This window comes from Vogesella oryzagri (assembly GCF_040148885.1).
Classification (GTDB): domain Bacteria; phylum Pseudomonadota; class Gammaproteobacteria; order Burkholderiales; family Chromobacteriaceae; genus Vogesella; species Vogesella oryzagri.
This window is the reverse complement of record NZ_JBEFLD010000001.1, coordinates 350360-374428: the sequence shown is the minus strand read 5'-3', so window position 1 is coordinate 374428 and position 24069 is coordinate 350360. Positions and strand designations below refer to the sequence as shown.

The following is a 24069-nucleotide window of genomic DNA, read 5'->3' as shown; positions in this document are numbered from 1 at the left end:
GCGATCTACTCCACCTTGCTGGTGCGCATCCGCTCGGCACGGCCGCGCAGCCACTCCAGCGTCAGCAACAAGGCGATGGAGAACAGGATCAACACCGTGGCCGCAGCGGCGATCGCCGGGCTGATGTTTTCCTTGATACCGCTGAACATCTGGCGCGGCAGCGTGGTCTGCTCCGGGCCGGCGAGGAACAGCGTCACCACCACTTCGTCGAACGAGGTAGCGAAGGCGAACAGCGCACCGGAAATCACCCCCGGAGCGATCAACGGCAGCACCACACGACGATAGGTGGTGATGGCGTTGCCCCCCAGGCTGGCGCTGGCACGGATCAGGTTGCTGTTGAAGCCGCGCAACGTCGCCGACACGGTGATCACCACAAATGGCACGCCCAGCGCGGTGTGCACCAGAATCAGCGCCAGATAGCTGTTGGACAGGCCAATAGGCGCGAAGAACAGATAGGCGCCGACACCGACGATCACCACCGGCACCACCATCGGTGAGATCAGCACGGTCATCAGGAACGACTTGCCGGGGAAATCCGACGAGGTCAGCCCCACTGCGGCCAACGTGCCCAGCGAGGTGGCCAGCAGCGTAGCCGCCGGCGCCACGATGAAGCTGTTCTTCAGCGAAGACAGCCACACGCCGTTGCCGAAGAATTCCTGGTACCAGCGCAGCGAGAACGACTGGATCGGGTACAGCAGGAAGGTATCGGCGGAGAACGACAGCGGCACGATCACCAGCAACGGCGACACCAGGAAGATCAGGATCAGCACGCACAGGGTACGGAAGCTCCAGAACCAAAGGCGTTCGATCGGGGAAGCATAATTCGGCAGCATGATTTACCCCAGGCTCAGACGGTTGGCACCCACCAGCTTGCTGTACACCGCGTACAGCGTCATGGTGGCGATAAGCAGCAGGCTACCCAGCGCGGCGGCCATACCCCAGTTGATGGTGACGTTGGTGTAGAACGCCACGTAGTAGCTCACCATCTGCTCTTCCGGACTACCCAGCAGTGCCGGGGTGATGTAGTAGCCGATGCACATGATGAACACCAGCAACGCCCCGGCAGCCACACCGGCCACCGTCTGCGGGAAGTAGATCTTCCAGAAGGCGGCAAACGGATGATCGCCCAGCGAGATGGCAGCACGCATATAGGTTTGCGGAATGCTCTTCATCACGCTGTAGGCCGGCAGGATCACGAACGGCAGCAGGATGTGCACCATGGCGATGTAGACACCGACCCGGTTGAAGGCCAGCTGCAGCGGCTCACCAATAATGCCCAGATTCATCAGCGCGCTGTTGATCAGGCCTTCGCGCTGCAACAGCACGATCCACGACGCCACCCGCACCAGCACCGAGGTCCAGAACGGCAGCAGCACCAGGATCATCAGCAGGTTGCTCTTGCGTGCCGGCAGGTTGGCGAGCCAGTAGGCCAGCGGATAGCCAAGCAGCAGACAGAACACCGTTACCCACAGGCTGATCCACAGCGTACGGCCAAAGATGTTCAGGAAGGCACGCTCTTCCACCGGCGCCAGCTCCGGGGTGCCGGCCTTGGTTTCACGCAGGTCCAGCGAGCTGTACAGGTAATACGGCGTCCACGACTTGGCATTCTTGGCGATTACGTGCCAGTGATCCGGGTCGCCCCAGCGCTCATCGATCTGGATGAAGCGGTCACGTACCGATTCGCCTGCGGCCAACTCCAGCGGCATTTTGCGCGCGGTTTTTTGCAGCAGCGAACGGAAGCCGCTGATATCCATGTTCAGGCGCTTGGCCACTTCGGACACAGTCTTGGCCTCTTTCGCCACGGTCAGGTCCTGCGCCATGGCGCGGAACACTTCTTCGGACGGCAGCGCACGACGGTCCCAGCTGGCGATCTGCTGGCTGGTTTGCGGCAGGTAGGTCACTACTTCCGGGTTGTCCACGCTGCGCTTGAGCAGGGTAACAATCGGGATCACAAAGGTCAGCAGCAGAAAGATCGCCAGCGGCGCGACCAGCGCGGCGGCCTTCAGCTGCTTGTTACGGCGTTCGCGCGCCAGCTTCAGCTTGAGCGGCTCGCCATCGGCGGCCGTCAATGGCGCATTGACGGAAAGGGATTCGGACATAGTGGGCATCACTTCCGGAAAGTCCCGCCACCGCAGTGGCAGGACGGATCAGCAAAGATCACGACCCTGGCAAGACACCAGGTCGGTCAGCTAGCAGCAAGCCGAGCTACCGACCGCAGCTTAGTGCAGTCGGTAGCTCATATCGTACTAACTGTCTGACGACGCTTAGCGAGCAGCCCAGGCGTTGAAACGCTCTTCCAGCTCTTCGCCATGCTCAACCCAGAAGTTCACATCCAGAGCCAGCGCGCCCTTCAGGTTGGCCGGCCAGGTCGGCAGGTTGGAAGCCGACTTCGGATCCACTTTCTGCACCGCCTTCAGGTTGGTCGGGCCATAAGCGATCTTGTTGGAGTACACCGCCTGGTTTTCCGGCTTGCTGGCATGCTTGATGAAGTCCATGGCTTCCTTCAGCTTCGGGGAGCCCTTCGGCACAGCCCAGGAATCCACGTCATACACGCTACCGGTCCATACCACTTTCAGGTTCTTGCCTTCCTTCTGCGCGGTATCGATACGGCCGTTGTAGGCCGAGCTCATCACCACGTCGCCGGAGGCCAGGAACTGCGGCGGCTGCGCGCCGGCTTCCCACCACTGGATGCTCGGTTTCAGCTGATCCAGCTTCTTGAAGGCGCGATCCACACCGGCCTTGGTAGCCAGTACCTTGTACACGTCGGCCGGCTTGACGCCATCAGCCTGCAGCGCAAATTCCAGCGTGTACTTGGCGCCCTTGCGCAGGCCACGCTTGCCCGGGAATTTCTTCACATTCCAGAAGTCGGCCCAGCTCTTCGGACCTACCTTCAGTTTGTCAGCGTTATAGGCCAGCGCGGTGGACCATACAAAGATGCCGACGCCACATTCGGATACCGCCGGCTTCACGAAGTCGGTCTTCTTGCCAACCTGTGCCCAGTTGATCTTCTCGAACATGCCTTCTTCGCAACCACGCAGCAGTTCCGGAGATTCAACTTCAACGACGTCCCAAGTCACTTTCTTGGTGTCCACCATTGCCTTGATCTTGGCCATCTCGCCGTTGTAATCACCCGCGGTGATCTTGTTACCAGTCACCTTTTCGAAGGTCTGGTAATAAGCAGCGTTTTGCGCTTCCTTGTTGGCGCCGCCAAAAGAAATCACGGTAATGTCCTTAGCCATGGCCGGCGCAGCGAAAGCGACGGCAACGGACAGAACGGCAAGGCGGGGGGCAAATTTGGTCATGGATAACTCCTCGAAGATTGCACGTTTGCAGACAGCAGTTTACGACCCGTTTTAGCAGGCCTTGTTTTGGTACTTGGTTGGGTACTGCGGGTGGTTCATCTGGTCAGGCGCGACCGATCAGCCGGCTACGGTGCAGGCAGCAGCGCCGGCACCGCAGCACGCCAGATCAATGCGCGATAACAGCCGAATCCAAGGCGCGGATGTCGTGCGACATCCAGCCAACGTTGAGGGTGTCACCCACTTGCCAGCGGCTATCCAGCTCGCCGACCGGCACTTTCACCATGAAGCCGCTCTGGCCGGCCACATCTAGGCGCAGGCGCACGTGGTCGCCAAAGTAGATGAATTCGGCCAGGCGTGCCGACAGGCGGTTTTCGCAGGCTTCGGCAAACTGGTTCAGGCGCACGCGTTCCGGGCGAATCGACATCGACGTCGCTTCACCGGCGCGGTCGACGCAGATGGCGGAGGCACGCACGGTATCGCCGGACGCCAGGCGTACCACGGCGCTGCCCTGCTCCACGGCCACGACTTCGCCGTGCAGGGTGTTGTTCTCGCCAATGAAGTTGGCGACGAAGGAGTTGACCGGCTTTTCGTACAGCACGTTGGCCGCATCGATCTGCTGGATGATGCCGTCCTTGAACACGGCCACGCGGTCGGACATGGTCAGCGCTTCGCTCTGGTCGTGAGTCACGTACACCACGGTGATGCCCAGAGTGTCATGAATGTGCTTGATCTCCAGCTGCATGTGTTCGCGCAGCTGCTTGTCCAGCGCGCCCAGCGGTTCGTCCATCAGCACCAGCTGCGGCTCGAACACCAGCGCGCGCGCCAGGGCCACGCGCTGCTGCTGGCCACCGGACATCTGGCCCGGGTAGCGGTTGGCCAGATTGCCCAGCTGCACCATGTCCAGCGCCTTTTTGACGCGGGCGGCGACGTCGCTCTTGCTCATCTTGCGGATGGTCAGCGGATAGGCCAGGTTTTCAGCCACGGTCATGTGGGGGAACAGCGCGTAGTTCTGAAACACCATGCCGATGTTGCGCTTGTGCGGGGGCACATTGTTCAGCAACTGGCCGCCGAGACGGATTTCGCCGTGGGTGGGGGTTTCGAAGCCAGCCAGCATCATCAGGCAGGTGGTTTTACCGGAGCCGGACGGCCCCAGCATGGTGAGAAATTCGCCGCGGCGAATATCCAGGTCCAGGCTCTTAACAATCAGGGATTCGCCGTCGTAGCTTTTCTGCACGCCACGAAAGCTGACTAACACATCCGATGCCGGTTGTTGCTCGCTCATCCTGCTTTTCTCCACTTGTTCCGCTGGGCGGAATCTTGTTTCAGTTTTATTAGGCTAATCGGCCTTGGCGGGGATGTAAAGCACTCAAGTCACTGCCTGATGCAGCGGCCAACCTGTCCCGCAGTACAGCCGTTGATTAATTTAACCACACCGTTTAAGAAAACGAGCAAGCACTGTACACAAATTCCCGCGAAACCCCGAGCAAATCAGCGCACACATTGCGCCAGCACTCCGGCGGTGCATGTTATTTACATTTGTTGGCATTATTTACCAAGCACTGCGGGGCTTTCTGCAATGAAACGCACCGCTTGTGCGCAAAAAATGCACCATGTCGTAAAACAAGTGTTTGTTGTCGGCATACAACAAAATTAGCCGAAAATGACAAATGTCTACATAGAAAACTGCCGATATCCCGCCTCTATCCGACGCCGATACCGCTAAATCCGCCGCAATCGCGCCGCTCCAGCCGCATCAGACCGTGGCAACCGACCATCCATAGCAGCCAAACTGTCCCCTACATGGCGACAGACATCACCGACAGGCGTCGCAAACCGGCAGCATCTGGCGTCTGACGCTTTCGCCTGCGCCGCATCCACCACGGCAAAGCGACGAAAAAAAAGCCGACCCGCAAGGGTCGGCTTAAGGGAGTACTGCGAATACGTCAGGCGTTAGCCCAGCAGGTGGTTGTTCAACTCGCGCATGCCGGCAGACAACATCGCCAGATCCAGTGCTTCGAACGACTGCAGCTCGGCAAACATCTGCTGGCAAGCCTCGACATCGCTGGCGCGCTGGGCAATCCAGGCGTTGACGAAGGCGCTATCACCGCCAGCCGCCAGGGCACGACGGGTCAGCTCACGATGCTGGCGATACAGGTCATCACGCAGCGCGGAGCGGGCCAGCGACTGCCAGCGGTTGTCACGCGGCAGCTGGGTGATGGCGCTGCGCAGCCAGTCCAGTTGCAGGCTGCGACCCAGCTGCAGGTAGTTGGCCGCAACCACGTCCAGCGGCAGCTCGCTGTTGCCACCGATCTCGATGATGTCCATCAGCGGTACGGCGAACTCCAGGCGGGCCAGTACGCTGGCCAGCTCGGCCGGTACGTTCGGCTGGTTCAAGCGTTTTTCCAGACGCGCTACCTGCGGGTAGGCATCGGCGCTGATCAGCTGCGGCAGCTGCTGCAGCAGTGCCTGTACCTTGGCACCGTATTGCTCGATGGCAGCGCTGACCGAGCCAATAGGACGACGGTTGCGCAGTACCCAGCGCACGGCGCGCTCAATCAGGGTACGCACCATCACCATCATTTCCACCTGCAGGTCGGCAGATACCTTGTTGTCCAACTGTTCGATCTGGCCCCACAGACGATCGGCATCAAATACGCGGCTGGCCACCCAGAACGCGCGGGTGATGTCGGCGGCAGAGAACGAGGACTCTTCCTGCAGACGGAACACGAAGGTCACGCCCATGCGGTTGATGATCTGGTTTGCCAGCTGGTTGGCGATGATCTCGCGCTTCAGGTGGTGACGCTGCATCTGCTCGCCAAAACGCTGTTGCAGCGGTTTCGGGAAGTAGTTGACCAGCACCGGCAGGAAGTCGGCGTCATCCGGCACGTCGGTGGCCAGAATGGCCTGATCCAGCGAAATCTTGCCGTAGGCCAGCAATACCGCCACTTCCGGCGAAGTCAGACCCTGGCGTGCCAGACGACGTTCGTTGATCTGGGTGTCGGACGGCAGGTATTCGATCTCGCGGTTCAGCTCGCCGGTTTTTTCCATGTGGCTGATCATGCGGGAATGCGCGCTGAGCATCGACGCGGCGTGGCTGCGGTTGATCGCCAGCACCTGGGTCTGCAGGTAGTTGTTGCGCAGTACCAGCTCGCCCACTTCCTCGGTCATCTCGGCCAGCAGGTCGTTACGCTGCTTCAGTGTCATGTCACCGGCCTGCATCACCGCACCCACCAGGATCTTGATGTTCACTTCATGGTCGGAGCAGTCAACACCGGCGGAGTTGTCGATGGCGTCGGTGCAGATGCGGCCACCAGTCAGCGCAAACTCGACACGGCCCAGCTGGGTGCAAGTCAGGTTGCCGCCTTCGGCTACCACACGGGCCTGCAACTGGTTACCGTTGACACGCACCGGGTCGTTGGCGCGGTCGCGGGCATCGGCATGGCTCTGGGTGGAGGCCTTGATATAGGTACCGATACCGCCGTTGTAGAACAGGTCGACCTTGGCCTTCAGCAGCTCGTGGATCAGCTCGTTCGGCGCCATGCTGTCCTTGTCGGTTTCCAGCCAGGCTTTCACTTCCGGCGACAGCGGGATGGACTTGGCGGAACGCTCAAAGATGCCGCCGCCCTGCGAGATCAGCTCGCGGTTGTAGTCCGACCAGCTGGAACGCGGCAGGTTGAACAGGCGGGCACGCTCGGCGAAGCTGACCGCCGCATTCGGGGTCGGGTCCAGGAAGATGTGCAGGTGGTTGAACGCGGCCTTCAGGCAGATGTGTTCGGACAGCAGCATGCCGTTACCGAATACGTCGCCGGCCATGTCACCGATACCCACCACGCTGAAATCCTGTTCCTGGGTGTTGATGCCTAGGTGACGGAAGTGGCGTTTCACCGATTCCCACGCGCCGCGGGCGGTAATGCCCATGCCCTTGTGGTCGTAACCGGCGGAACCTCCGGAGGCAAACGCGTCGCCCAGCCAGAAGTTGTAGGCCTCGGAAATGCTGTTGGCGATGTCGGAGAAGGTCGCGGTGCCCTTGTCGGCGGCCACCACCAGATACGGATCATCCGGGTCCAGGCGACGCACGTCGATCGGCGGCACCACTTGGCCATTCACCAGGTTGTCGGTCACGTCCAGCAGCGCCGAGATAAAGGTCTTGTAGCTGGCGATACCTTCGGCCATGAAGGCCTCACGGTCGGACGGCGCCGGCAGTTGCTTGCCGACGAAACCGCCCTTGGAACCCATCGGCACGATCACCGAGTTCTTCACCATCTGCGCTTTTACCAGGCCCAGCACTTCGGTACGGAAGTCTTCCATACGGTCGGACCAGCGCAGACCACCACGCGCCACCTTGGAGCCGCGCAGATGCACACCCTCGACGCGCGGGCTGTACACCCAGATTTCGAACATCGGGCGCGGCTGCGGCAGGAAGGAAATCTGGTTGGAATCCAGCTTGAAAGAGGCATAGGACTTGAACTCGCCCTGGGCATCCTTCTGCCAGAAGTTGGTACGGCGGGTCGCCAGGATCACCTGCAGGAAGCCGTTCAGGATGCGGTCTTCGTCCAGGTTGGCCACTTTATCCAGCTGCTCTTTCAGCGTGTCCTGCAGCTTGGCCGCAGCGGCATCGTCAAAAGCAGTCGGGTGCAGACGCACCGAGAACAGTTCCACCAGGTTGCGGGTGATGTCCGGGTAGTGCGCCACGCAGTTTTCGATATAGGCCTGGCTGAAGGTCAGACCGCCCTGACGCAGGTACTTGGCCAGTGCGCGCACCAGGGTGATTTCACGCCAGTCGAGGCCGGCTACCACCGCCAGACGGTTGAAGCCGTCGTTCTCGCAATCCTTGGCAAACACGCGGGACAGCAGCGCCTGGAAGTTCTTCTGCACCTCTTCCTGCTGCATGGCATCGGCGTGCGCACCCAGCTCCAGGCCAAAATCGCTGATCCAGACGGTTTCACTGTTGCGCTCTACCAGGTACGGATGCTCGTCACGCACCTGCACGCCCATGTTTTCCAGGATCGGCAGGCTGGCGGACAGGCCCAGCGGCTGACCAGCACGGAACAGCTTCAGGTTGTAGCCGTGGCCACGGTTGAAGGCGCGATACAGCTTCATCGTCAGACCCTGCTGCTCGGCAGCGTCTTCGATCAGCTGGATATCCAGCACCGCATTGCGGGCGGCGAATTCTTCGCGGTAAGCCACCGGGAAGGCACCACGGTAGCGATTGAACAGCAGGTTGCCCTTCTCTTCGCCGTGGGTTTCGATCAGTTGCTGGTGCAGCTCTTCCACCCAGCCGCGCACGACGCGGGCGATGTCGGCTTCCAGCTCGTCTTCACGGAACTGCGGCAGGTGGCCGCCCTGGGTGCGAATGATGTAATGCACACGCGCCAGGGTGCTGTCGCTGATCTGCACGCTGAATTCGGTGGAGGCGCCATTGAAGGCAGCCAGCAGCACTTTTTCGATCTTCAGGCGAATTTCGGTATTGAAGCTGTCGCGCGGCACGAATACCAGGCAGCTGACATAACGATGGTAGCGGTCGGCGCGGGTAAACAGGCGCACGCGCGGACGCTCCTGCAGGCTGACGATGCCTTCGGCAATCGGGGTCAGCACATCGGCCGGGATTTCGAACAGCTCGTCACGCGGGTAGCTTTCCAGCACGAAGCCCAGGGTCTTGGCCTTGTAGCTGTTGTCCACGTAATCGCAGGCTGCAACCACGTGCGCCACTTTCTGGCGCAGGATCGGGATGTCCTTCGGCGAATTCTGATAGGCGCTGGCGGTGTACAGGCCGAGGAAGCGACGCTCGCCGATCACCTCGCCCTTGCTGTTGAAGCGCTTGATGCCGACGAAGTCCATGTAGGCCGGGCGGTGCAGTACCGAGCGGGACTGCGACTTGTTCAGGATCAGCAGATGCGGCTGGTGCGCCAGTTCGCGCAGCTCTTGCGGCAGCGCCTCGAAGCTTTCCGAATATTCTTTGTTGCCCTGGTTTTTCAGGAAGCCCAGACCGGAATCCTTCACGATCTTCAGGCTGTCCTTGCCGTCACGCTTCACCAAGTCGTAATCGCAGTAACCCATGAAGATGAAATGGTTGGCCGCCATCCAGTCCAGGAAAGCCAGCGCTTCCTTGGCTTCGTCGCTGCGGGCACCGTTGACCTTGGCCACTTCGGCACGTACCGCGGCCATGGTTTCACGCATCTGCGGCTCGTCGTCCACCACCTGGCGCAGATAGCCCAGCACGCTGTCCAGATCATCCTGCAGCGCCTTCAGCACCGCCGGGTCGCTGACGCGGTCCACCTGCACATGGATGAAGGATTCCAGCGGCAGACTGCGATCCTCGGTACGTTTCAGCTCGGTCATCTCGTTGTTGGCATCACGGCCAACAGACAGCACCGGGTGCACCAGCAGGTGCAGGTTCAGGTTGTGACGGCCCAGCAGCATGGTCAGCGAGTCGATCAGGAACGGCATGTCGTCGTTCACGATCTCGATCACGCTGTGCGTGCTCAGCCAGCCATCACGTTCGAAATCCGGGTTGTAGATGCGGGCCTTGGCCTGGCCGGGGGCACGCTTCTGGGCAAACTCGAAATGCGCCATGGCGGCACCAAACAGGTCCAGCGGGGAGAAACTCTTCAGGTCTTCCTGCTCGGTTTCTTCGAAGTACAGGGGAATAAAGGTGCCAAGGCGTGCGGCCTCGGTCGCGGAGAGTTTCTGTTCAGCCACTGCCAGGATGTCAGCGACCAGCCCAAGGGTTTCGGTCTTTTTGGTAAGCGACATGTTGCTTCTCGTAGTTGTTCTCGGGGACACAGGTGTTGTGTGGCGGCATTGTAAGAGCCGCCACCAGCAAGGCATTTCCGTATTGCGACATTGACGTACACATTCAATAAACGCAGCGCACAATCATGAATTCATAAATGTTTTGCATTTGACACCGGTTGCGCTTTTTGCCTTATAGCAATGCGACGGCAAATTACAAAATACTCATGCGGCGTTTATCGGCCCACCAGGCAAAAAAACAATTCAAGCCATTGAATACAAACACATTTCCATAACAAAGAAAAAATCAGTAGAATGCGCGCCTTCCGGCAAATCGGGCCATAAGCCCGGACGCCGCATTGTGCCTGCTTTCGTTGCGTGCCAAGATTTCGCCGTCCTCCCTCGCTGGGGGATCGCAAAATAACAACATTACAAGGGAAGGCCCGCACGGGCTGGCTACGCAAGCTGCAGGTGCTGGCGCAGCAGGCAAACCTGATCCCGACACGGGATTACGTACCTCAAGAGAGAGTTAGAGATAGCATGAAAAAAGCATTCATCCTGGCCAGCATGGCCCTGTCTTCCATCGCTTTCACCGCCCACGCCGACACCGTGCGTTTCGGCATCGACGGCAACTACCCTCCGTTTGCCAAACAAGGCGCCGATGGCAAGTTGCAGGGCTTTGACGTGGATATCGCCTACGCGCTGTGTACCGCGATGAAGGCCAGCTGTGAAATCGTACCGCAGGACTGGGACGGCCTGATCCCGGCACTGAACGCCAACAAGTTCGATGCCATCCTGTCCTCGATGTCGATTACCGACGAGCGCAAGAAGGCGGTTGATTTCACCAACAAGTACTACAACACCCCCAGCCGCATGATCGCCAAGGCCGGCACCACCGTGAGCCAGGCCTCGTTCAAGGGCAAAAAGGTTGGCGTGCTGCGCGCTTCCACCCAGGAAAAGTTCGCCAAGGACTTCTGGGGCAAAAACGGCGCCACCGTGGTTTCCTACGGCAAGGCACCGGAAGGCTTCCTGGATCTGAAATCCGGCCGCATCGACGGCATGTTCGTTGATTCCGTGGTGGGCGAAACCGACTTCCTGAAATCCGCCCAGGGCAAGGGCTTTGCCTTTGTCGGTGCCGACTACAGCGACAGCAAATACTTCGGCTACGGCGCCGGCATTGCCGTGAAAAAAGGCAACAAGACTCTGCAGGATCGTCTGAATCAAGCGATTGCACAGATTCGCAAAGACGGCAGCTACAAGAAAGTACAGGACAAGTACTTCAACTTTAACGTGTACGGCAACTAAGCCGGCATGCAAGGCCCCGCCCGCTCCTCCGGGCGGGGCCTTGATAATAAAAAACACCCCCTGAGACGGAGAAAATCCATGAAGAAGCCCTTGCTGATGCTGGGCGCGGCCTCGCTCATCCTGAGCCTGACTGCCCAGGCCGAAACCCTGCGTTTCGCGACCGACGCCAGCTACCCACCGTTTTCCAAGCAAGGTGCCGACGGCAAGATGACCGGTTTCGACCCGGACATTGCCCAGGCGCTGTGCCAGGCCATGAAAGCGACCTGCGAAGTAGTGCCGCAAGACTTTGACGGCATCATTCCGGCACTGCAGGCCAAGAAGTTCGATGCTGTGATTGCCTCGATGAACATCACCGAAGAACGCAAGAAGGCCGTGGACTTCTCCGACAAGTACTACAACATGGCCAGCCGTCTGGTGGCCAAGAGCGGCACCCCGGTCAATGACGCCTGGTTCAAAGGCAAGAAAATCGGCGTACTGCGCTCCTCCATCCAGGAAAAATACGCTCGCGAGCACTTTACCAAGCTGGGCGCCAAGCTGGTGCCCTACGGAAAGGCGCCGGAATCCTTCCTCGACCTGAAAGCCGGCCGTGTCGACGCCGCCTTCGTCGATGCCGCCGTGGGTGACGTGGACTTCATCAAGACCCCGAACGGTAAAGGCTTTGCGCTGGTAGGCCCGGACTACAACGATCCGAAATACTTCGGCATCGGTGCCGGCATTGCGGTGCGCAAGGCCGACAAGGCGCTGCTGGCACGCCTCAACACCGCGTTGAAGCAGATCCGCGCCGACGGCAGCTACGACAAGATCCAGAAGAAGTACTTCAGCTTCGATATCTACGGCAAGTAAGCCGTCCGCGCCTGCGGCCAACCTTTGACGTTGGCCGCCGCCTCAACCGGCCGCAAGGCAGATTTACGGAGTAATGCAATGTTTTTACAGGGTTATCTCCCCAGCATTCTGGAAGGCACGCTGCTGACCGTTCAGGTCGCCGTTGCCTCGTTGGCAGTATCCGTGGTGCTGGGTCTGATCGGCGCCATGTTCAAGATGGCGCCGTCCAAGCCGCTGGTATGGCTGGCCGAGCTGTATTCCACTGTGGTGCGCGGCGTGCCCGATCTGGTGTGGATGCTGCTGCTGTTCTTTGGCGTACAGATGATGATCAACGACTTCTGTACCTACATGGACTGGCCGGCACCGGAAATCAATTCCTTCTTCGCCGGCGTGATGACCATCGGCTTCATCTTCGGTGCCTACATGACCGAGACCTTCCGCGGCGCCATCATGGCGGTACCGAAGGGACAGATGGAAGCCGGCCTGGCCTACGGCATGAGCCCGCTGCGCGTGTTCTGCCGCATCACTTTCCCGCAGATGGTGCGCTTCGCGCTGCCGAGCTTCTCCAACAACTGGCTGGTGCTGGTGAAGTCCACCGCGCTGGTATCGGTGATTGGCCTCAACGACGTGATGTATCGCGCCGACACCGCCAAGTCCATCACCCAGGAGCCATTCACCGTCTACGCAGTGGTGGGCGGCGTGTTCCTGGCCATCACCAGCGTGTCCGACTTTGCTCTGAAGCGTCTGGAAAAGCGTTACTCCAGCGGCGTACGGGAGACTGAACTGTGATCGACGTAAACCTGATTATCGAAAAGCTGCCGGCGTTCTTCGGCGGCACCGATGGCGCCCCGATGCTGTCCACCAGCGAAGGTCTGCAACTGACACTGGAGCTGCTGTTCCTATCGCTGGTTGCCGGCCTGCTGCTGTCGGTTCCGCTGGCGCTGATGCGCGTGTCGCGCAACCGCGTGCTGTCCACCGGGGTGTGGCTGTATACCTATGTGTTCCGCGGTACCCCGCTGTTGGTACAGCTGTTCATCATCTACTACGGCCTGTCGCAGTTTGAATGGGTACGCGACAGCTGGGCGTGGGAATACCTGCGCGAAGCCTATGCCTGCGCCATCCTGGCCTTCACCCTGAACACCGCCGCCTACACCACCGAAATCATTGCCGGCCAGATCCGCAACACCAACCACGGTGAAATCGAAGCGGCCAAGGCGATGGGCATGAGCAAGTGGCTGATGATGCGCCGCATCGTGGTGCCGTCGGCACTGCGCCGCGCGCTGCCGGCGTACAGCAACGAAGTGGTGATGATGATGCAGTCCACCTCGGTAGCTGGTCTGGTGACCCTGGCCGACGTGACCGGCGTCGCCCGCCGCGTGTTCAGCGACACCTACATGCCGTTCGAGCCGTTCCTGACCGCCGCCGGCATCTACCTGGCCATGACCTTCGGCTTCGTCTGGCTGTTCAAGAAGGCGGAAGGCCGCTGGCTGGCCTACCTGGCACCGCGCAAGCATTAAGGAGCCGCAATGCAACGCATTGATCATCCGCTGGCCTCTAGCAGCCTGGGTAGCAGCCGCAGCATCAGCAGCTTCCACTACGGCACGGCGGGCAGTGGCCAGAAGGTATATATCCAGGCCAGCCTGCACGCCGACGAGCTGCCGGGCATGCTCACCGCCTGGCACCTGAAGCAGCAGCTGGCAGCGCTGGAGGCGGAAGGCCGTCTGGCCGGCGAGGTCGTACTGGTGCCGGTGGCCAACCCGATCGGCCTCGACCAGAACCTGAACGGCGTGGCGCTGGGGCGCTTCGAGCTGGCCTCCGGCCAGAACTTCAACCGCCACTACCCGGCGTTTGCCGGCGAGATCTTCGCCGCGCTGCAACACGAACTGGGCAGCGATGCCGCGGCCAACACCGCGCGCATCCGCCAGTTGCTGCTGCAGAAAGTAGCGGCCATCCAGCCGGCCTCGGAGTTGGCCGCATTGCGCCAGCAGCTGATGCAGCTGGCCTGTGACGCCGACGTGGTGCTGGACCTGCACTGCGACTGCGCCGCGGCCTTGCACCTGTACACCGGCACCCCGCTGTGGCCGCAGTGCGAACCGCTGGCGCGCTACCTAGGCGCCGCCTGCACACTGCTGGCGGAAGACTCCGGCGACAACCCGTTCGACGAAGCCTGCAGCCAGTTGTGGTGGCAGCTGCGCGAGCTGGCGCGTGCCGCCGGCAGCAACGCCGCCATCGACATGCCCTGCCTGGCGGTGACCGTCGAACTGCGCGGCCAGGCCGATGTCAGCCACGACTTCGCCCGTCAGGACGCCGACGCCATCATCGCCTTCCTGACCCATCGCGGTGTCATCCGCGGCGACGCCCCCGCCCTGCCGGCGCTGGTCTACCCGGCCACGCCACTGGCGGGCTCGGAAACCCTGCTGGCACCCCATGCCGGCGTGGTGCACTACTACCTGGCCTCCGGCTGTCTGGTGCAGTCGGGTGACCACATCGCCGACGTGATCGACCCGATCAACGACCGTGTCAGTGCCGTACGCGCCAATCGCGCCGGCATGCTGTACGCCACGGAAAGCCGTCATTACCTTACCGCGGGACAGTGGCTGGCCAAGGTTGCCAGCGCTGACGCCTTCAAATCCGGAAAGTTGCTCTCAGCATGAACCAGAACCAGAATTCGTCCGCCAACAGCGGCAACATCAAGCTGCAAGTCACCGATCTGCACAAAAGCTACGGCAGCCACGAAGTGCTCAAGGGCGTGTCGCTGACCGCCCACGCCGGCGACGTGATCAGCATCATCGGCTCTTCCGGCTCCGGCAAGAGTACCTTCCTGCGCTGCATCAACATGCTGGAGCAGCCCAATAGCGGCACCATCGCCGTTACCGGCGAACAACTGGCGCTGATCACCGACAAGCGCAACGGCGCGCTGAAGGCGCAGGATCCGAAGCAGCTGGCGCGCATCCGCACCAAGCTGGCGATGGTGTTCCAGCACTTCAACCTGTGGGCGCACATGACGGTGCTGGAAAACATCATCGAGGCGCCGATGCACGTGCTGGGCATTCCCAAGGATGAAGCCATCGCCCGTGCGCGCAAGTACCTGGAAAAGGTTGGTCTCAAGGGCGTGGAAGACAAGTACCCGTCGCACATGTCCGGTGGCCAACAGCAGCGCGTGGCGATTGCCCGCGCGCTGGCGATGGAACCGGAAGTGATGCTGTTCGACGAGCCGACCTCGGCGCTGGACCCGGAACTGGTGGGCGAAGTGCTGCGCGTGATGCAGGATCTGGCCAAGGAAGGCCGCACCATGGTGGTGGTGACCCACGAAATGGGCTTTGCCCGCGAAGTGTCCAACCACGTGATCTTCCTGCACCAGGGTCGCATCGAAGAACAGGGTAACCCGAAGGAAGTGCTGGTCACGCCCAAGAGCGAACGCCTGGGTCAGTTTCTGTCCGGCAGCCTGAAATAATCACCATCTTGCCTTGATTTGCCGGAGCCATGCTGGCTACAAAGTCAGCATGGCTCTTTCGTTATTGCGCCAATGGGATACATAAAGTGGCAGCAAGCCGGTTTGCGGTTGCCTCCATGCCGCGATCACGACACAATGCGCTGCCTTCACCATCCCGCGACAACGCTCCCCTGCTACCGGATATGGTCACCAATACCTCCAGCAACAAACCCGTACGCTTCGGCTTCCTGCTGCTGCCCAACGCCTCGCTGGCCGATTTCGGTATCGCCACCGAGGTGCTGACCCGCGCCAACCAACTGGCCGAACGACGGGTGTATGAATTCCTGCCGCTGTCGCTGTCCGGGGAAATGGTCACCATGAGCAACGGTCTGAAAATGCCGGTGGACCTGCCGCTGGCGCATGCGCCCAAGCTGGATGCACTGGTGGTGCTGGCCGACGAAGTGGGGCTGGATGTGCCGGGCGAAGATCTGTCCAAAGCCATCAGCAGCCAGCTGACCGAGCAGACCGCGCTGATCGGCATCGGTTGCGGCAGCTACTGGCTGGCACGCGCCGGCCTGCTGGGCGGACATCGCGCCACCATCCACTGGCAGGAAATCAACCGGCTGACCGAAGAGTTCCCGGATGTGATCGTGTCGTCCAACCTGTACGAGATGGACGGCAACCGCATGAGCAGCGCCGGCGGCGCCGCTACCTACGATTTCATGATGGGACTGGTTGCGGCCAACCTGGGCCACGAATTTGCCGCCCAGTTGTCGGAAGTGTTCAGCATGGAGCGGCTACGCCCCGGCACCGAGCGGCAGCGCATCCCGCTGGCTACCCGCATCGGCGGCAGCCAGCCCAAGCTCACCGAGGCGGTCAGCCTGATGGAAGCCAATATCGAGGAGCCGCTGACCACCGACGACATCGCCTACTACGTGGGGGTGTCGCGCCGCCAGCTGGAGCGGCTGTTCAAGCAATACCTGGGCACCGTGCCATCCAAATACTATCTGGAGCTGCGCCTGAACCGCGCACGCCAGCTGTTGCAGCAGACCAGCAAATCCATCGTGCAGATCGGCCTAGCCTGCGGCTTCTCCAGCGGCCCGCATTTTTCCAGCACCTATCGCAGCCACTTTGGCATTACCCCGCGCGAAGAACGTGCCCAGCGCAGCAACCCGTCGGACAACAAGGCAGGCTGAACACATTTCTGTCATGCACAGGGCGGCCATTGGCCGCCCTGTTTTTTGATTCTCTTCCCTACCTCCCCGTCAGTCCCCTGCACTACCGCTGGCCACACGGCCACCACTTCGTCTTTATTCTGAATTTCTGAATAAGCATCTCAAAAAAGCTTGATTGCCATTAGTTTGAACCAGAACTATTCTTGTCGGAACTAATCAGGCAGCCAGGAATCCATATGCCACAAGCCTCCATGGTGCCGCGTACCCGCGATCTGATTCGCGAACTGGTACGTGCTTACCAGGCGTTCGAGCAGCGCTCCAACAACCGCATCCGCCTGCATGGTCTGACCCATGCCCAGTTCGATGTGATTGCCACCCTGGGCAATACCCAGGGCATGAGCTGCAAGACGCTGTCGGAAAAGACGCTGATCACCAAAGGCACGCTGACCGGCGTACTGGACCGGCTGCTGGAAAAAGCGCTGATCAGCCGCACCGTGGATGCCAATGACCGCCGCAGCCTGTTTGTGGCGCTGACCCCGGCAGGCGAGACCCTGTTCCACACCGCCTTTCCGGATGTGGCCGGCCATCTGCGTGCTGCCTTTGACCACATGAGCGATGCGGAACTGGCGCAGGCCACCGCCCTGCTGCACCAGCTGCGCACTGCGCTTGATAACCACCAGGAATCCTGAATGAGCACCACCCGAACACGCTACAGCACCGCGCAAATTCTGCTGCACTGGCTGATGGCCGCCCTGCTGATCGGCACCTTTCTGTTTGGCAACTACCTCGCCGACCTGCCGCTGTCGCCGGCCAAGTTTCATCTGATCAGCTACCACAAGTGGCTGGGCATCAGCCTGCTGGCTCTGCTGCTGCTGCGCGTACTGGTTCGCCTGAGCAAGCGCGCCCCGGCGCTGCCCGCCGGTATGAGTGCCGCCGCCCGCGCACTGGCGCATATCGGCCACGCCACACTGTATCTGCTGATGCTGCTGATTCCGCTATCCGGCTGGCTGATGAGTTCGGCCTACGGCTTTCCGGTGGTGCTGTTTGGCGTCCTGCCGCTGCCGGACCTGATTGCGGCCAACCCTGCGCTGGCGGAACAACTGAAAGCCGCACATGGTCTGTTGAACAACGTGCTGGTGATCGTGGTGGTGGCGCATGTGCTGGCCGCCCTGAAACACCAGTTCATCGACAAGGACGGCCTGCTCGAACGCATGAGCCTGCGCCGCTGACACCCACAGGAACCCGACTGATGAAACACGCACTACTGCTGCTGCCGTTGCTGGCCACCCCCGCTTTCGCCCAATCGGTAGACCAGGCCAAGAGCCAGATGGTCTTCACCATGAAACAGATGGGCGTGCCGGTTTCCGGCAGCTTCAAGAAATTTGCGGCCAACGTGTCGTTCAACCCGGCACAGCCGGAGACCGGCAAGGCCGATATCAGCATCGACATCAACAGCATCAGCCTGCCCACCGCCGAGGCCAATGCCGAAGCGCGCAAGAAAGACTGGTTCAACAGCGCCCAGTTTCCGCAGGCCCGCTTCGTGTCCAACAGCATCAAGCCACTGGGCAACAACCGCTTCCAGGTAAACGGCAAGCTGACGCTCAAGGGCATCACCCGCGACATCAGCGCCCCGTTCCAGGTAACGGCGCAAGGCAAGTTGCTGACCGTGGATGGCGCCATTCCGCTGTCGCGCCTGGCCTTCAAGATTGGTGAAGGCAGCTGGAGCGACACCAGTACCGTTGCCGACAACGTCGACCTCAAGTTCCGCCTTGTGCTGAACAACGCATGATTATCCTTACCCACTGGAGAAACCCGATGATCCGTACCGCCCTGTTCGCTGCCCTGTTTGCTTCCGCTGGCGTGGCCGTTGCCGCCCCTGCCAACTATGACGTTGACCCGACCCACACCTTCGCCGGCTACGAAGTGAACCACCTGGGCCTGTCGCTGCAGCACGGCACGTTCACCAAGGTCAGCGGCAAGCTGAGCGTGGACGAAGCCGCCAAGAAAGGCAGTGTGGATGTCAGCATCGACGCCAACTCGCTGCAGACCTTCCTCGGCGACCGCGACACCCACCTGAAGAGCGCCGATTTCTTCAACGTGGCCAAGTTCCCGACCCTGACCTACAAGTCCACCGCCGTGGTATTCAAGGGTGACAAGCCGGCCACCGTGCAAGGCAACCTGACCCTGCTGGGCGTGACCAAACCGGTCACCCTGACCCTGGCACGCGTCAGCAAGGGTAAGAACCCGATGACCGGCGTGGAAACCTGGGGTGCCAACGCCGTGGCTACCATCAAGCGCTCCGACTTCGGCATGAAGACCTTCGTACCGGCCATCGGCGACGAAGTGAAGCTGAACATCACGCTGGAAGCCACCGCGGCACAGGGCGCCCAGGCCGCCCAGTAAGCAGCCCGAGTGCCATGAAAAAACTGCAGCACAATGCTGCGGTTTTTTTACATCCGGCACCAAGGTTGGCCGCAAGCGGCAGCGCTCATGGCCCGACCAGGCCCTGCAACAGTTCATCCAGCAGCATCGGCCGGTAGAAATGGTAACCCTGCGCGTACTGGCAGCCCAGCTCGCGCACGCAGTCGGCCTGCTCTGCCGTCTCCACCCCTTCTGCCACCACGCTGCAACCGAGCGCCTGCGCCAGCCCCACCAGGCCCTGCACGATCTGGGCATCAATACCGCGGCGCGCGATGTCGGTAACAAAGCTGCGGTCGATCTTGATCACCCCGGCGCGCAGTCGCTTCAGGTACGACAGCGAGGCATAGCCGACGCCGAAGTCATCCACCGCCAGCCGGGTGCCCATCTCGCGCAACCTGGCAATCGCCTGCTCCACGCCAGCATTGAGCGTGGCCATCGACGTTTCCGTCACCTCGATCTCGATATTGGCGGCCAGATCCGGCTGCTGCTGCAACAACTGGTACAGGTACGCCGGCACATCGGCATCCAGACTCTGGCCGGACAGGTTGAACGACAGCACAAAATCCGGCTGCCGCGTCACCAGCTGCCGCGCGGCGGCCAGCATGCGGCTGATCACCCAGCGATCCAGTTCGGCCGCCAGACCCATGCGCTCGGCGACCGGCACAAAGAATCCGGGCGACAAGGCGCCCACGGTGGCACCGGGCCAGCGCAGCAGTGCCTCGGCTCCCACGATGCGGCCGCTGGCTACCGCCACCCGCGGCTGAAACAACAGCTCCAGCTCGCCGTTGCGGATCACTTCCGCCAGGTTATGCTCGGCATAGCGCGCCGCCTGCAGCGCGGGATAGTCCGCTGCCTGCAACTGCAGCAGGCGACGCGGGTTACCGGCACTGGCAAAATTCAGGTGCAAGGCGCTGGCCTCAAGCAATGTCGCGCCATCCAGCCGATAGAGATCGGCCTGCGCCCAGTCGATCTGCAGTCGCAACACACTGGTGGTGTAGTTAAGGCTGATGCTGCCCAGCGCGATGCTGTAACGCTGTTGCAGCTGGTCGAAATCGCCCTCGCTCAGGTGCGGCAACTCGATCAATGCCCAGCACCCATCCGACCAGCTGTATACCTGCCCGTGCTCCGCCAGTGGCTGCAGGCGGGTATACAGCGCCTGCTGCAGTTGCTGCAGCTCCTGCGGCCGCAGCCGCATGGACAGCGCCAGGTAACTGTCCAGCTTCAACAACGCCACCCGCTCCGGTTTCCCCCCCCGTTGCCCGGCCTGCAGCCTGGCCTGCAACTGCTGGCGGTTGAGCCAGCCGCCAGCGAGCGGCGCCGCCACCGTCTGCCGCGGGTGGCGAATGCACGTTGCCACCGCCGTCAGCAGCCGGTCCAGATCGACCGGTTTGCTCAGCAAATGCTGCGCCGCCAGCTCCCGGCTGCGCAGCTGCTGCCGGCTGTCAGCCTGCGCCGTCAGCAGGATGAAAGGGGTGTCAGCGATGTCGGCATCGGCCCGCACCGCCTCCAGCAAGGCCAGGCCATCCATGTGCGCCAGAGCAATATCGCTGATGACCAGCTCCGGCCGCTCGCCGCGAATCAGCGACAGCGCACTGCGGCCGTTATCCGCCTCCAGCACCCGATAGCCGGCAAACTGCAATTCCTCGCACAGCAGCAGGCGGGTCGTGTCGTCGCCTTCGACGCAGAGCACGGTCTGCAGATCAGACATGGTTTTCTCCCGGCCGGGAAGCCGCGACACAGGTTGGCCGCAGTCCCGGTGGTAACACAATCAGTGGCCAGCTGCCCGTATCAGGTGGCCAGTCCTTCAGCCTGCAGCCTGGCCCGCGCCACGGCACCCACATCATCGACACTGGCCACGGCGGCGAAATCCAGTCGCAGGCGGCTATCGCCCTGACGACAATCCAGGCCGTAGCGGTCGATACCGAGCAATACCAGACTGCTCAGCGGCTGCAATGCGGTTAGCAATTCGGCCTCTCGCGCCGCGGGCAACAGCGCCGCCGCCTGCCAGTCGCCCTCCTCCACCCAGCCCATGCGGCCAAAGCCGCCAATGAAGCGCACCCGGCGCGGCTGCAGGCGGAAAAAATGAAAATCCCCCAGCGCCAGGTAATCGGCAAAGTCGGGACAGTAACGCAATAAACGCGCCAGGGTATCGGCATCCGGCTGTGCCGGCTGCAGATCGCCCAGCAGCGTCATGCGCTCGGCCGCCAGCACATCGGCGCCGTCGGCCCGTTGCAGCAACAAGCTGACACGGCCATCGGCACGCACGTTGCGGCAATGCTCGGCAAGATCGCTCATCAGCAGCCATGGCGCATGATCCGGACCCAGTGCCAGCGGCACGCTGGTCACAAACGGATAGCCTGGCAGCGACAGGGCATGGCTTGCCAGCGCGGCATTAGCGCAGGCATGCAGCAGGGACAGACAGTCGGAAACAGCAATTTTCATGGCAATGGTCACGGCAAGCAGAAGGTGCTTTCACGATAGGGCCAGCGCGCGTCACAGGCAATATCCGCCCGTATTTCCAAAGCCGGCGGCTACCGCTATAATCGCTGCCGCTTCAGCCGATGCTGACGGTGTGCCGGTATAGCTCAGTTGGTAGAGCAGCGCATTCGTAATGCGAAGGTCGGGGGTTCGACTCCTCTTACCGGCACCAAAGAATCAATGGGTTAGGTGACTATCACCTAGCCCATTTCCTTTTGTGCCATATTTGTGCCACCGCCTCTCAGGAGAGCTCGATCTGCCGCGCGCGTGCAATCAAGTCCGAAGGCGCCAAGACGCATACATGCCGACCGTTTTGATGCGCCATTACCGTCTGCAGCACCAAGTGCGGTACTGCAGTGCGTCACACTAGCAAAAGACCACCATGCGGTGGCCTCTGTGTTTATCCCTGTTTCTGCAGCAATACGTACTGCTCATGCCGGTCGCGGGCGCGGTTGCCCTGCCAGCGTTGCTGCCAACCAGCCGGCAGGGCAAGCCCGTGACTCGGGTCGCGCACCTGCAGCCACAAACGGCACGGCAGCGGCTGGCCTGGCTGGAACGGGCGCAATTGCAGATTGGCATAGTAGCTCCAGCTAATGCGTGCCATGGTCTGCCCCCGCTCTACCGCCACACACTGATCACCGGCGGGCAAGGCGCGTACCATGCCCTGCACAACCGGCTGGTAGCTCTTGGCCGCATCCAGGAACGGCAGCCACAGGGTAAGCAGCAGCCCCCAGAACAGGGTCAGCCCGGCCGCCCAGTTGGTCACCGCCTGTCGCCCACGCAGGTGACGACGCGTGACCGCCCACACCCACAGTGCGGTAGCAATCACCGCCAGTATCACCGCCAGGGTGGATACCTGCGGCGTATAGTACGGACTGAAGTATGCCGCGCGACGCGCCAGTCGTTCCGGCCAGCCAAAGTTCATTGCCGCCCAGCCCAGCCACACCAGCAAGGCAAAGAAGCCGAAAGCCATCAAGCCGAACCAGTTGAGGAATGACGACGCCCCCCGCCGCAGGCTGTCCAGTTCCACTGCGGCCAACAGCGCCAGCGGCAACAGCAGCACCATGGCGTCTTCACTCAGACTGCGGCTGGAAAAAGTCAGCAACAGCAGCATCACCGCAAAACACAGCAGTGGCAGCTGCAGCACCGGCTGCTCGTAACGGCGATTCTTCCACAGCGTCCAGGCAGCCAGTGGCCACGCCGGCCAGCCATACCACAGCACCAGCTTGGGGTAGTAACCCAGTTCGTGGAACAAGCCCAGCTTGCCAAAGCCTTGCAGCGGGCCCAGCGCGTAGCTCTGCCACCACAACGCGAAAACCTGCGGGTAGTTCTTGTACAGTGCCCACGGCCACACCAGCAGCAAGGGCAGTGCGAACAGCAGTGCCATGGCGAGGGTGATGGCGTAATTCTTGTTGCGCCAGGCGCTAAAAGCCGGCAACAACAACGCCACACTGCTAATCAGCAACAGCTGCAGCAGGTTGGTGGACAAAAAGATCACCACAATGGCGGCGCCCAGCAAGGCACCGGCGATCGCGGGCGAGCGCCAGGTCAGTACCAGCCCGTACAGGGCGGCGGCAAAGCCAGCAAAACCGGCCACCACCGGGTTCATTTCATGGCCGGTGACAATCAGCCCCAGGCTGCCGATCAGGATCAGCACCACGCTGCGGCCGTGACGCTGCCCCACCAGCTCGCGCCCGAGGCCGCCGGCAAAGGCCAGCGCGATGGCCATGCACAATGGCGTCGCCAGCCGCGCGGCATCGTGTAACGGCAACAACCATGGCGACAGCAGCTTCACCAGCAATGCGGCCAACCAGTAGTACAGCGGCGCGTATTCCAGATAAGGCTGACCGGCCACGGTAGGCAGCATCCAGTGCCCACCGGCAACAAAGTGCTGCACCACGGCGGTGACAAACGGCTCGTCCGGTTTCCACGGCGTGTGGCCAAAGATGCCCGGCCACAGCCAGACAAAAGCCAGCAGCAGGAGCAGCCACGGTTTTTCGGTGGCGACCGGCAGGCGATTGGAATCGTAGGGGGTATAGGTCAGCATGCGGTGCAAACCGGGAAAATCGTTAACGGGAAAGAGACAGCGATCCTCGCGCATGGTGCCGCGATGACAAATCGCAGGCAACAAAAAAGGCAGCCGTAGCTGCCTTTTTCACTAGCATCCTGCAAGCAGCGCTTAGCGCTTGAAGAAGCCGCCGAACTTCTGGTTGAAGCGATCAACGCGACCAGCGGTATCAACGATCTTCTGCTTACCGGTGTAGAACGGGTGGCACTGGGAGCAAACTTCGATATGGAAGTTGTCTTTGCCCATAGTGGACTTGGTCACGAACTGGTTACCGCAGGAGCAGGCAACCTGTACTTCTTTGTAATTCGGCTGGATGTCAGCTTGCATGATTTT

The 24069-nt window shown here is 61.3% G+C and carries 20 protein-coding genes and 1 tRNA gene; 12 read left to right on the top strand and 9 right to left on the bottom strand.

Annotated elements, in window-relative coordinates; all coding sequences use genetic code 11:
• Window positions 1–5: 5 nt before the first annotated feature.
• From ABNW52_RS01870 to ABNW52_RS01850, 5 genes are all read right to left on the bottom strand, one after another.
• Window positions 6–833, bottom strand: a complete 828-nt coding sequence (locus ABNW52_RS01870; RefSeq protein WP_349583222.1) for an ABC transporter permease — start codon at window positions 831–833, stop codon at window positions 6–8.
• A 3-nt stretch (window positions 834–836) separates the two neighbouring features.
• Window positions 837–2099 (bottom strand): ABC transporter permease, encoded by a 1263-nt coding sequence (locus ABNW52_RS01865; RefSeq protein WP_349583220.1) that lies wholly within the window; start codon window positions 2097–2099, stop codon window positions 837–839.
• Window positions 2100–2264: 165 nt separating this feature from the next.
• On the bottom strand, window positions 2265–3302 hold the full coding sequence (locus ABNW52_RS01860; RefSeq protein WP_349583217.1) for an ABC transporter substrate-binding protein: 1038 nt from the start codon (window positions 3300–3302) through the stop codon (window positions 2265–2267).
• Window positions 3303–3468: 166 nt separating this feature from the next.
• On the bottom strand, window positions 3469–4584 hold the full coding sequence (locus ABNW52_RS01855) for an ABC transporter ATP-binding protein (RefSeq protein ID WP_349583214.1): 1116 nt from the start codon (window positions 4582–4584) through the stop codon (window positions 3469–3471).
• Window positions 4585–5252: 668 nt separating this feature from the next.
• The gene (locus tag ABNW52_RS01850) at window positions 5253–10055 is read right to left on the bottom strand and encodes an NAD-glutamate dehydrogenase (RefSeq protein ID WP_349583211.1); all 4803 of its coding nucleotides are present in this window, start codon (window positions 10053–10055) and stop codon (window positions 5253–5255) included.
• A 519-nt stretch (window positions 10056–10574) separates the two neighbouring features.
• Here ABNW52_RS01850 and ABNW52_RS01845 point away from each other — a divergent pair.
• From ABNW52_RS01845 to ABNW52_RS01795, 11 genes are all read left to right on the top strand, one after another.
• Window positions 10575–11339 carry an ABC transporter substrate-binding protein gene (locus ABNW52_RS01845; RefSeq protein ID WP_349583208.1) on the top strand — a complete coding sequence of 255 codons (765 nt, stop codon included), beginning with the start codon at window positions 10575–10577 and terminating at the stop codon, window positions 11337–11339.
• 78 nt (window positions 11340–11417) lie between these two features.
• Complete coding sequence (locus ABNW52_RS01840; RefSeq protein WP_349583205.1) at window positions 11418–12182, top strand: ABC transporter substrate-binding protein; 765 nt, start codon at window positions 11418–11420, stop codon at window positions 12180–12182.
• Window positions 12183–12260: 78 nt separating this feature from the next.
• A complete protein-coding gene (locus tag ABNW52_RS01835) occupies window positions 12261–12950 on the top strand; it encodes an ABC transporter permease (protein ID WP_349583202.1) in 690 nt (229 codons plus the stop codon).
• Window positions 12947–13678, top strand: a complete 732-nt coding sequence (locus tag ABNW52_RS01830) for an ABC transporter permease (protein WP_349583199.1) — start codon at window positions 12947–12949, stop codon at window positions 13676–13678. The genes ABNW52_RS01835 and ABNW52_RS01830 overlap by 4 nt, the downstream gene beginning before the upstream one ends.
• Window positions 13679–13687: 9 nt before the next feature.
• Window positions 13688–14815, top strand: coding sequence for a succinylglutamate desuccinylase/aspartoacylase family protein (locus tag ABNW52_RS01825; RefSeq protein WP_349583196.1), 1128 nt, complete (start codon window positions 13688–13690; stop codon window positions 14813–14815).
• The gene (locus tag ABNW52_RS01820; protein ID WP_349583194.1) at window positions 14812–15615 is read left to right on the top strand and encodes an ABC transporter ATP-binding protein; all 804 of its coding nucleotides are present in this window, start codon (window positions 14812–14814) and stop codon (window positions 15613–15615) included. The genes ABNW52_RS01825 and ABNW52_RS01820 overlap by 4 nt, the downstream gene beginning before the upstream one ends.
• Window positions 15616–15731: 116 nt before the next feature.
• Window positions 15732–16790 (top strand): GlxA family transcriptional regulator, encoded by a 1059-nt coding sequence (locus tag ABNW52_RS01815; RefSeq protein WP_349583191.1) that lies wholly within the window; start codon window positions 15732–15734, stop codon window positions 16788–16790.
• Window positions 16791–17005: 215 nt separating this feature from the next.
• Window positions 17006–17458, top strand: coding sequence for a MarR family winged helix-turn-helix transcriptional regulator (locus tag ABNW52_RS01810; RefSeq protein ID WP_349583188.1), 453 nt, complete (start codon window positions 17006–17008; stop codon window positions 17456–17458).
• Window positions 17459–17998 carry a cytochrome b gene (locus tag ABNW52_RS01805; RefSeq protein WP_349583185.1) on the top strand — a complete coding sequence of 180 codons (540 nt, stop codon included), beginning with the start codon at window positions 17459–17461 and terminating at the stop codon, window positions 17996–17998.
• Between the two features lie 20 nt (window positions 17999–18018).
• Window positions 18019–18558 carry a YceI family protein gene (locus tag ABNW52_RS01800; protein ID WP_349583183.1) on the top strand — a complete coding sequence of 180 codons (540 nt, stop codon included), beginning with the start codon at window positions 18019–18021 and terminating at the stop codon, window positions 18556–18558.
• Between the two features lie 26 nt (window positions 18559–18584).
• Window positions 18585–19172 carry a YceI family protein gene (locus ABNW52_RS01795; RefSeq protein WP_349583180.1) on the top strand — a complete coding sequence of 196 codons (588 nt, stop codon included), beginning with the start codon at window positions 18585–18587 and terminating at the stop codon, window positions 19170–19172.
• A gap of 85 nt (window positions 19173–19257) precedes the next feature.
• On the opposite strand, the gene ABNW52_RS01790 is transcribed toward ABNW52_RS01795, so the two are convergent.
• A complete protein-coding gene (locus ABNW52_RS01790; RefSeq protein ID WP_349583178.1) occupies window positions 19258–20898 on the bottom strand; it encodes an EAL domain-containing protein in 1641 nt (546 codons plus the stop codon).
• A gap of 80 nt (window positions 20899–20978) precedes the next feature.
• Window positions 20979–21632: a HugZ family pyridoxamine 5'-phosphate oxidase gene (locus ABNW52_RS01785; RefSeq protein ID WP_349583175.1), complete on the bottom strand. Its 654-nt coding sequence runs from the start codon at window positions 21630–21632 to the stop codon at window positions 20979–20981.
• A 132-nt stretch (window positions 21633–21764) separates the two neighbouring features.
• On the opposite strand from ABNW52_RS01785, the gene ABNW52_RS01780 reads away from it, so the two are divergent.
• A tRNA-Thr gene (locus ABNW52_RS01780) sits at window positions 21765–21840 on the top strand.
• A gap of 228 nt (window positions 21841–22068) precedes the next feature.
• Here ABNW52_RS01780 and ABNW52_RS01775 read toward each other — a convergent pair.
• Both ABNW52_RS01775 and rpmE read right to left on the bottom strand, forming a co-directional pair.
• Entirely contained in the window at window positions 22069–23715 is a 1647-nt protein-coding gene (locus tag ABNW52_RS01775) for an ArnT family glycosyltransferase (RefSeq protein ID WP_349583172.1), read from the bottom strand.
• A 132-nt stretch (window positions 23716–23847) separates the two neighbouring features.
• On the bottom strand, window positions 23848–24063 hold the full coding sequence (gene rpmE, locus ABNW52_RS01770) for a 50S ribosomal protein L31 (RefSeq protein ID WP_349583169.1): 216 nt from the start codon (window positions 24061–24063) through the stop codon (window positions 23848–23850).
• Window positions 24064–24069: the final 6 nt, after the last annotated feature.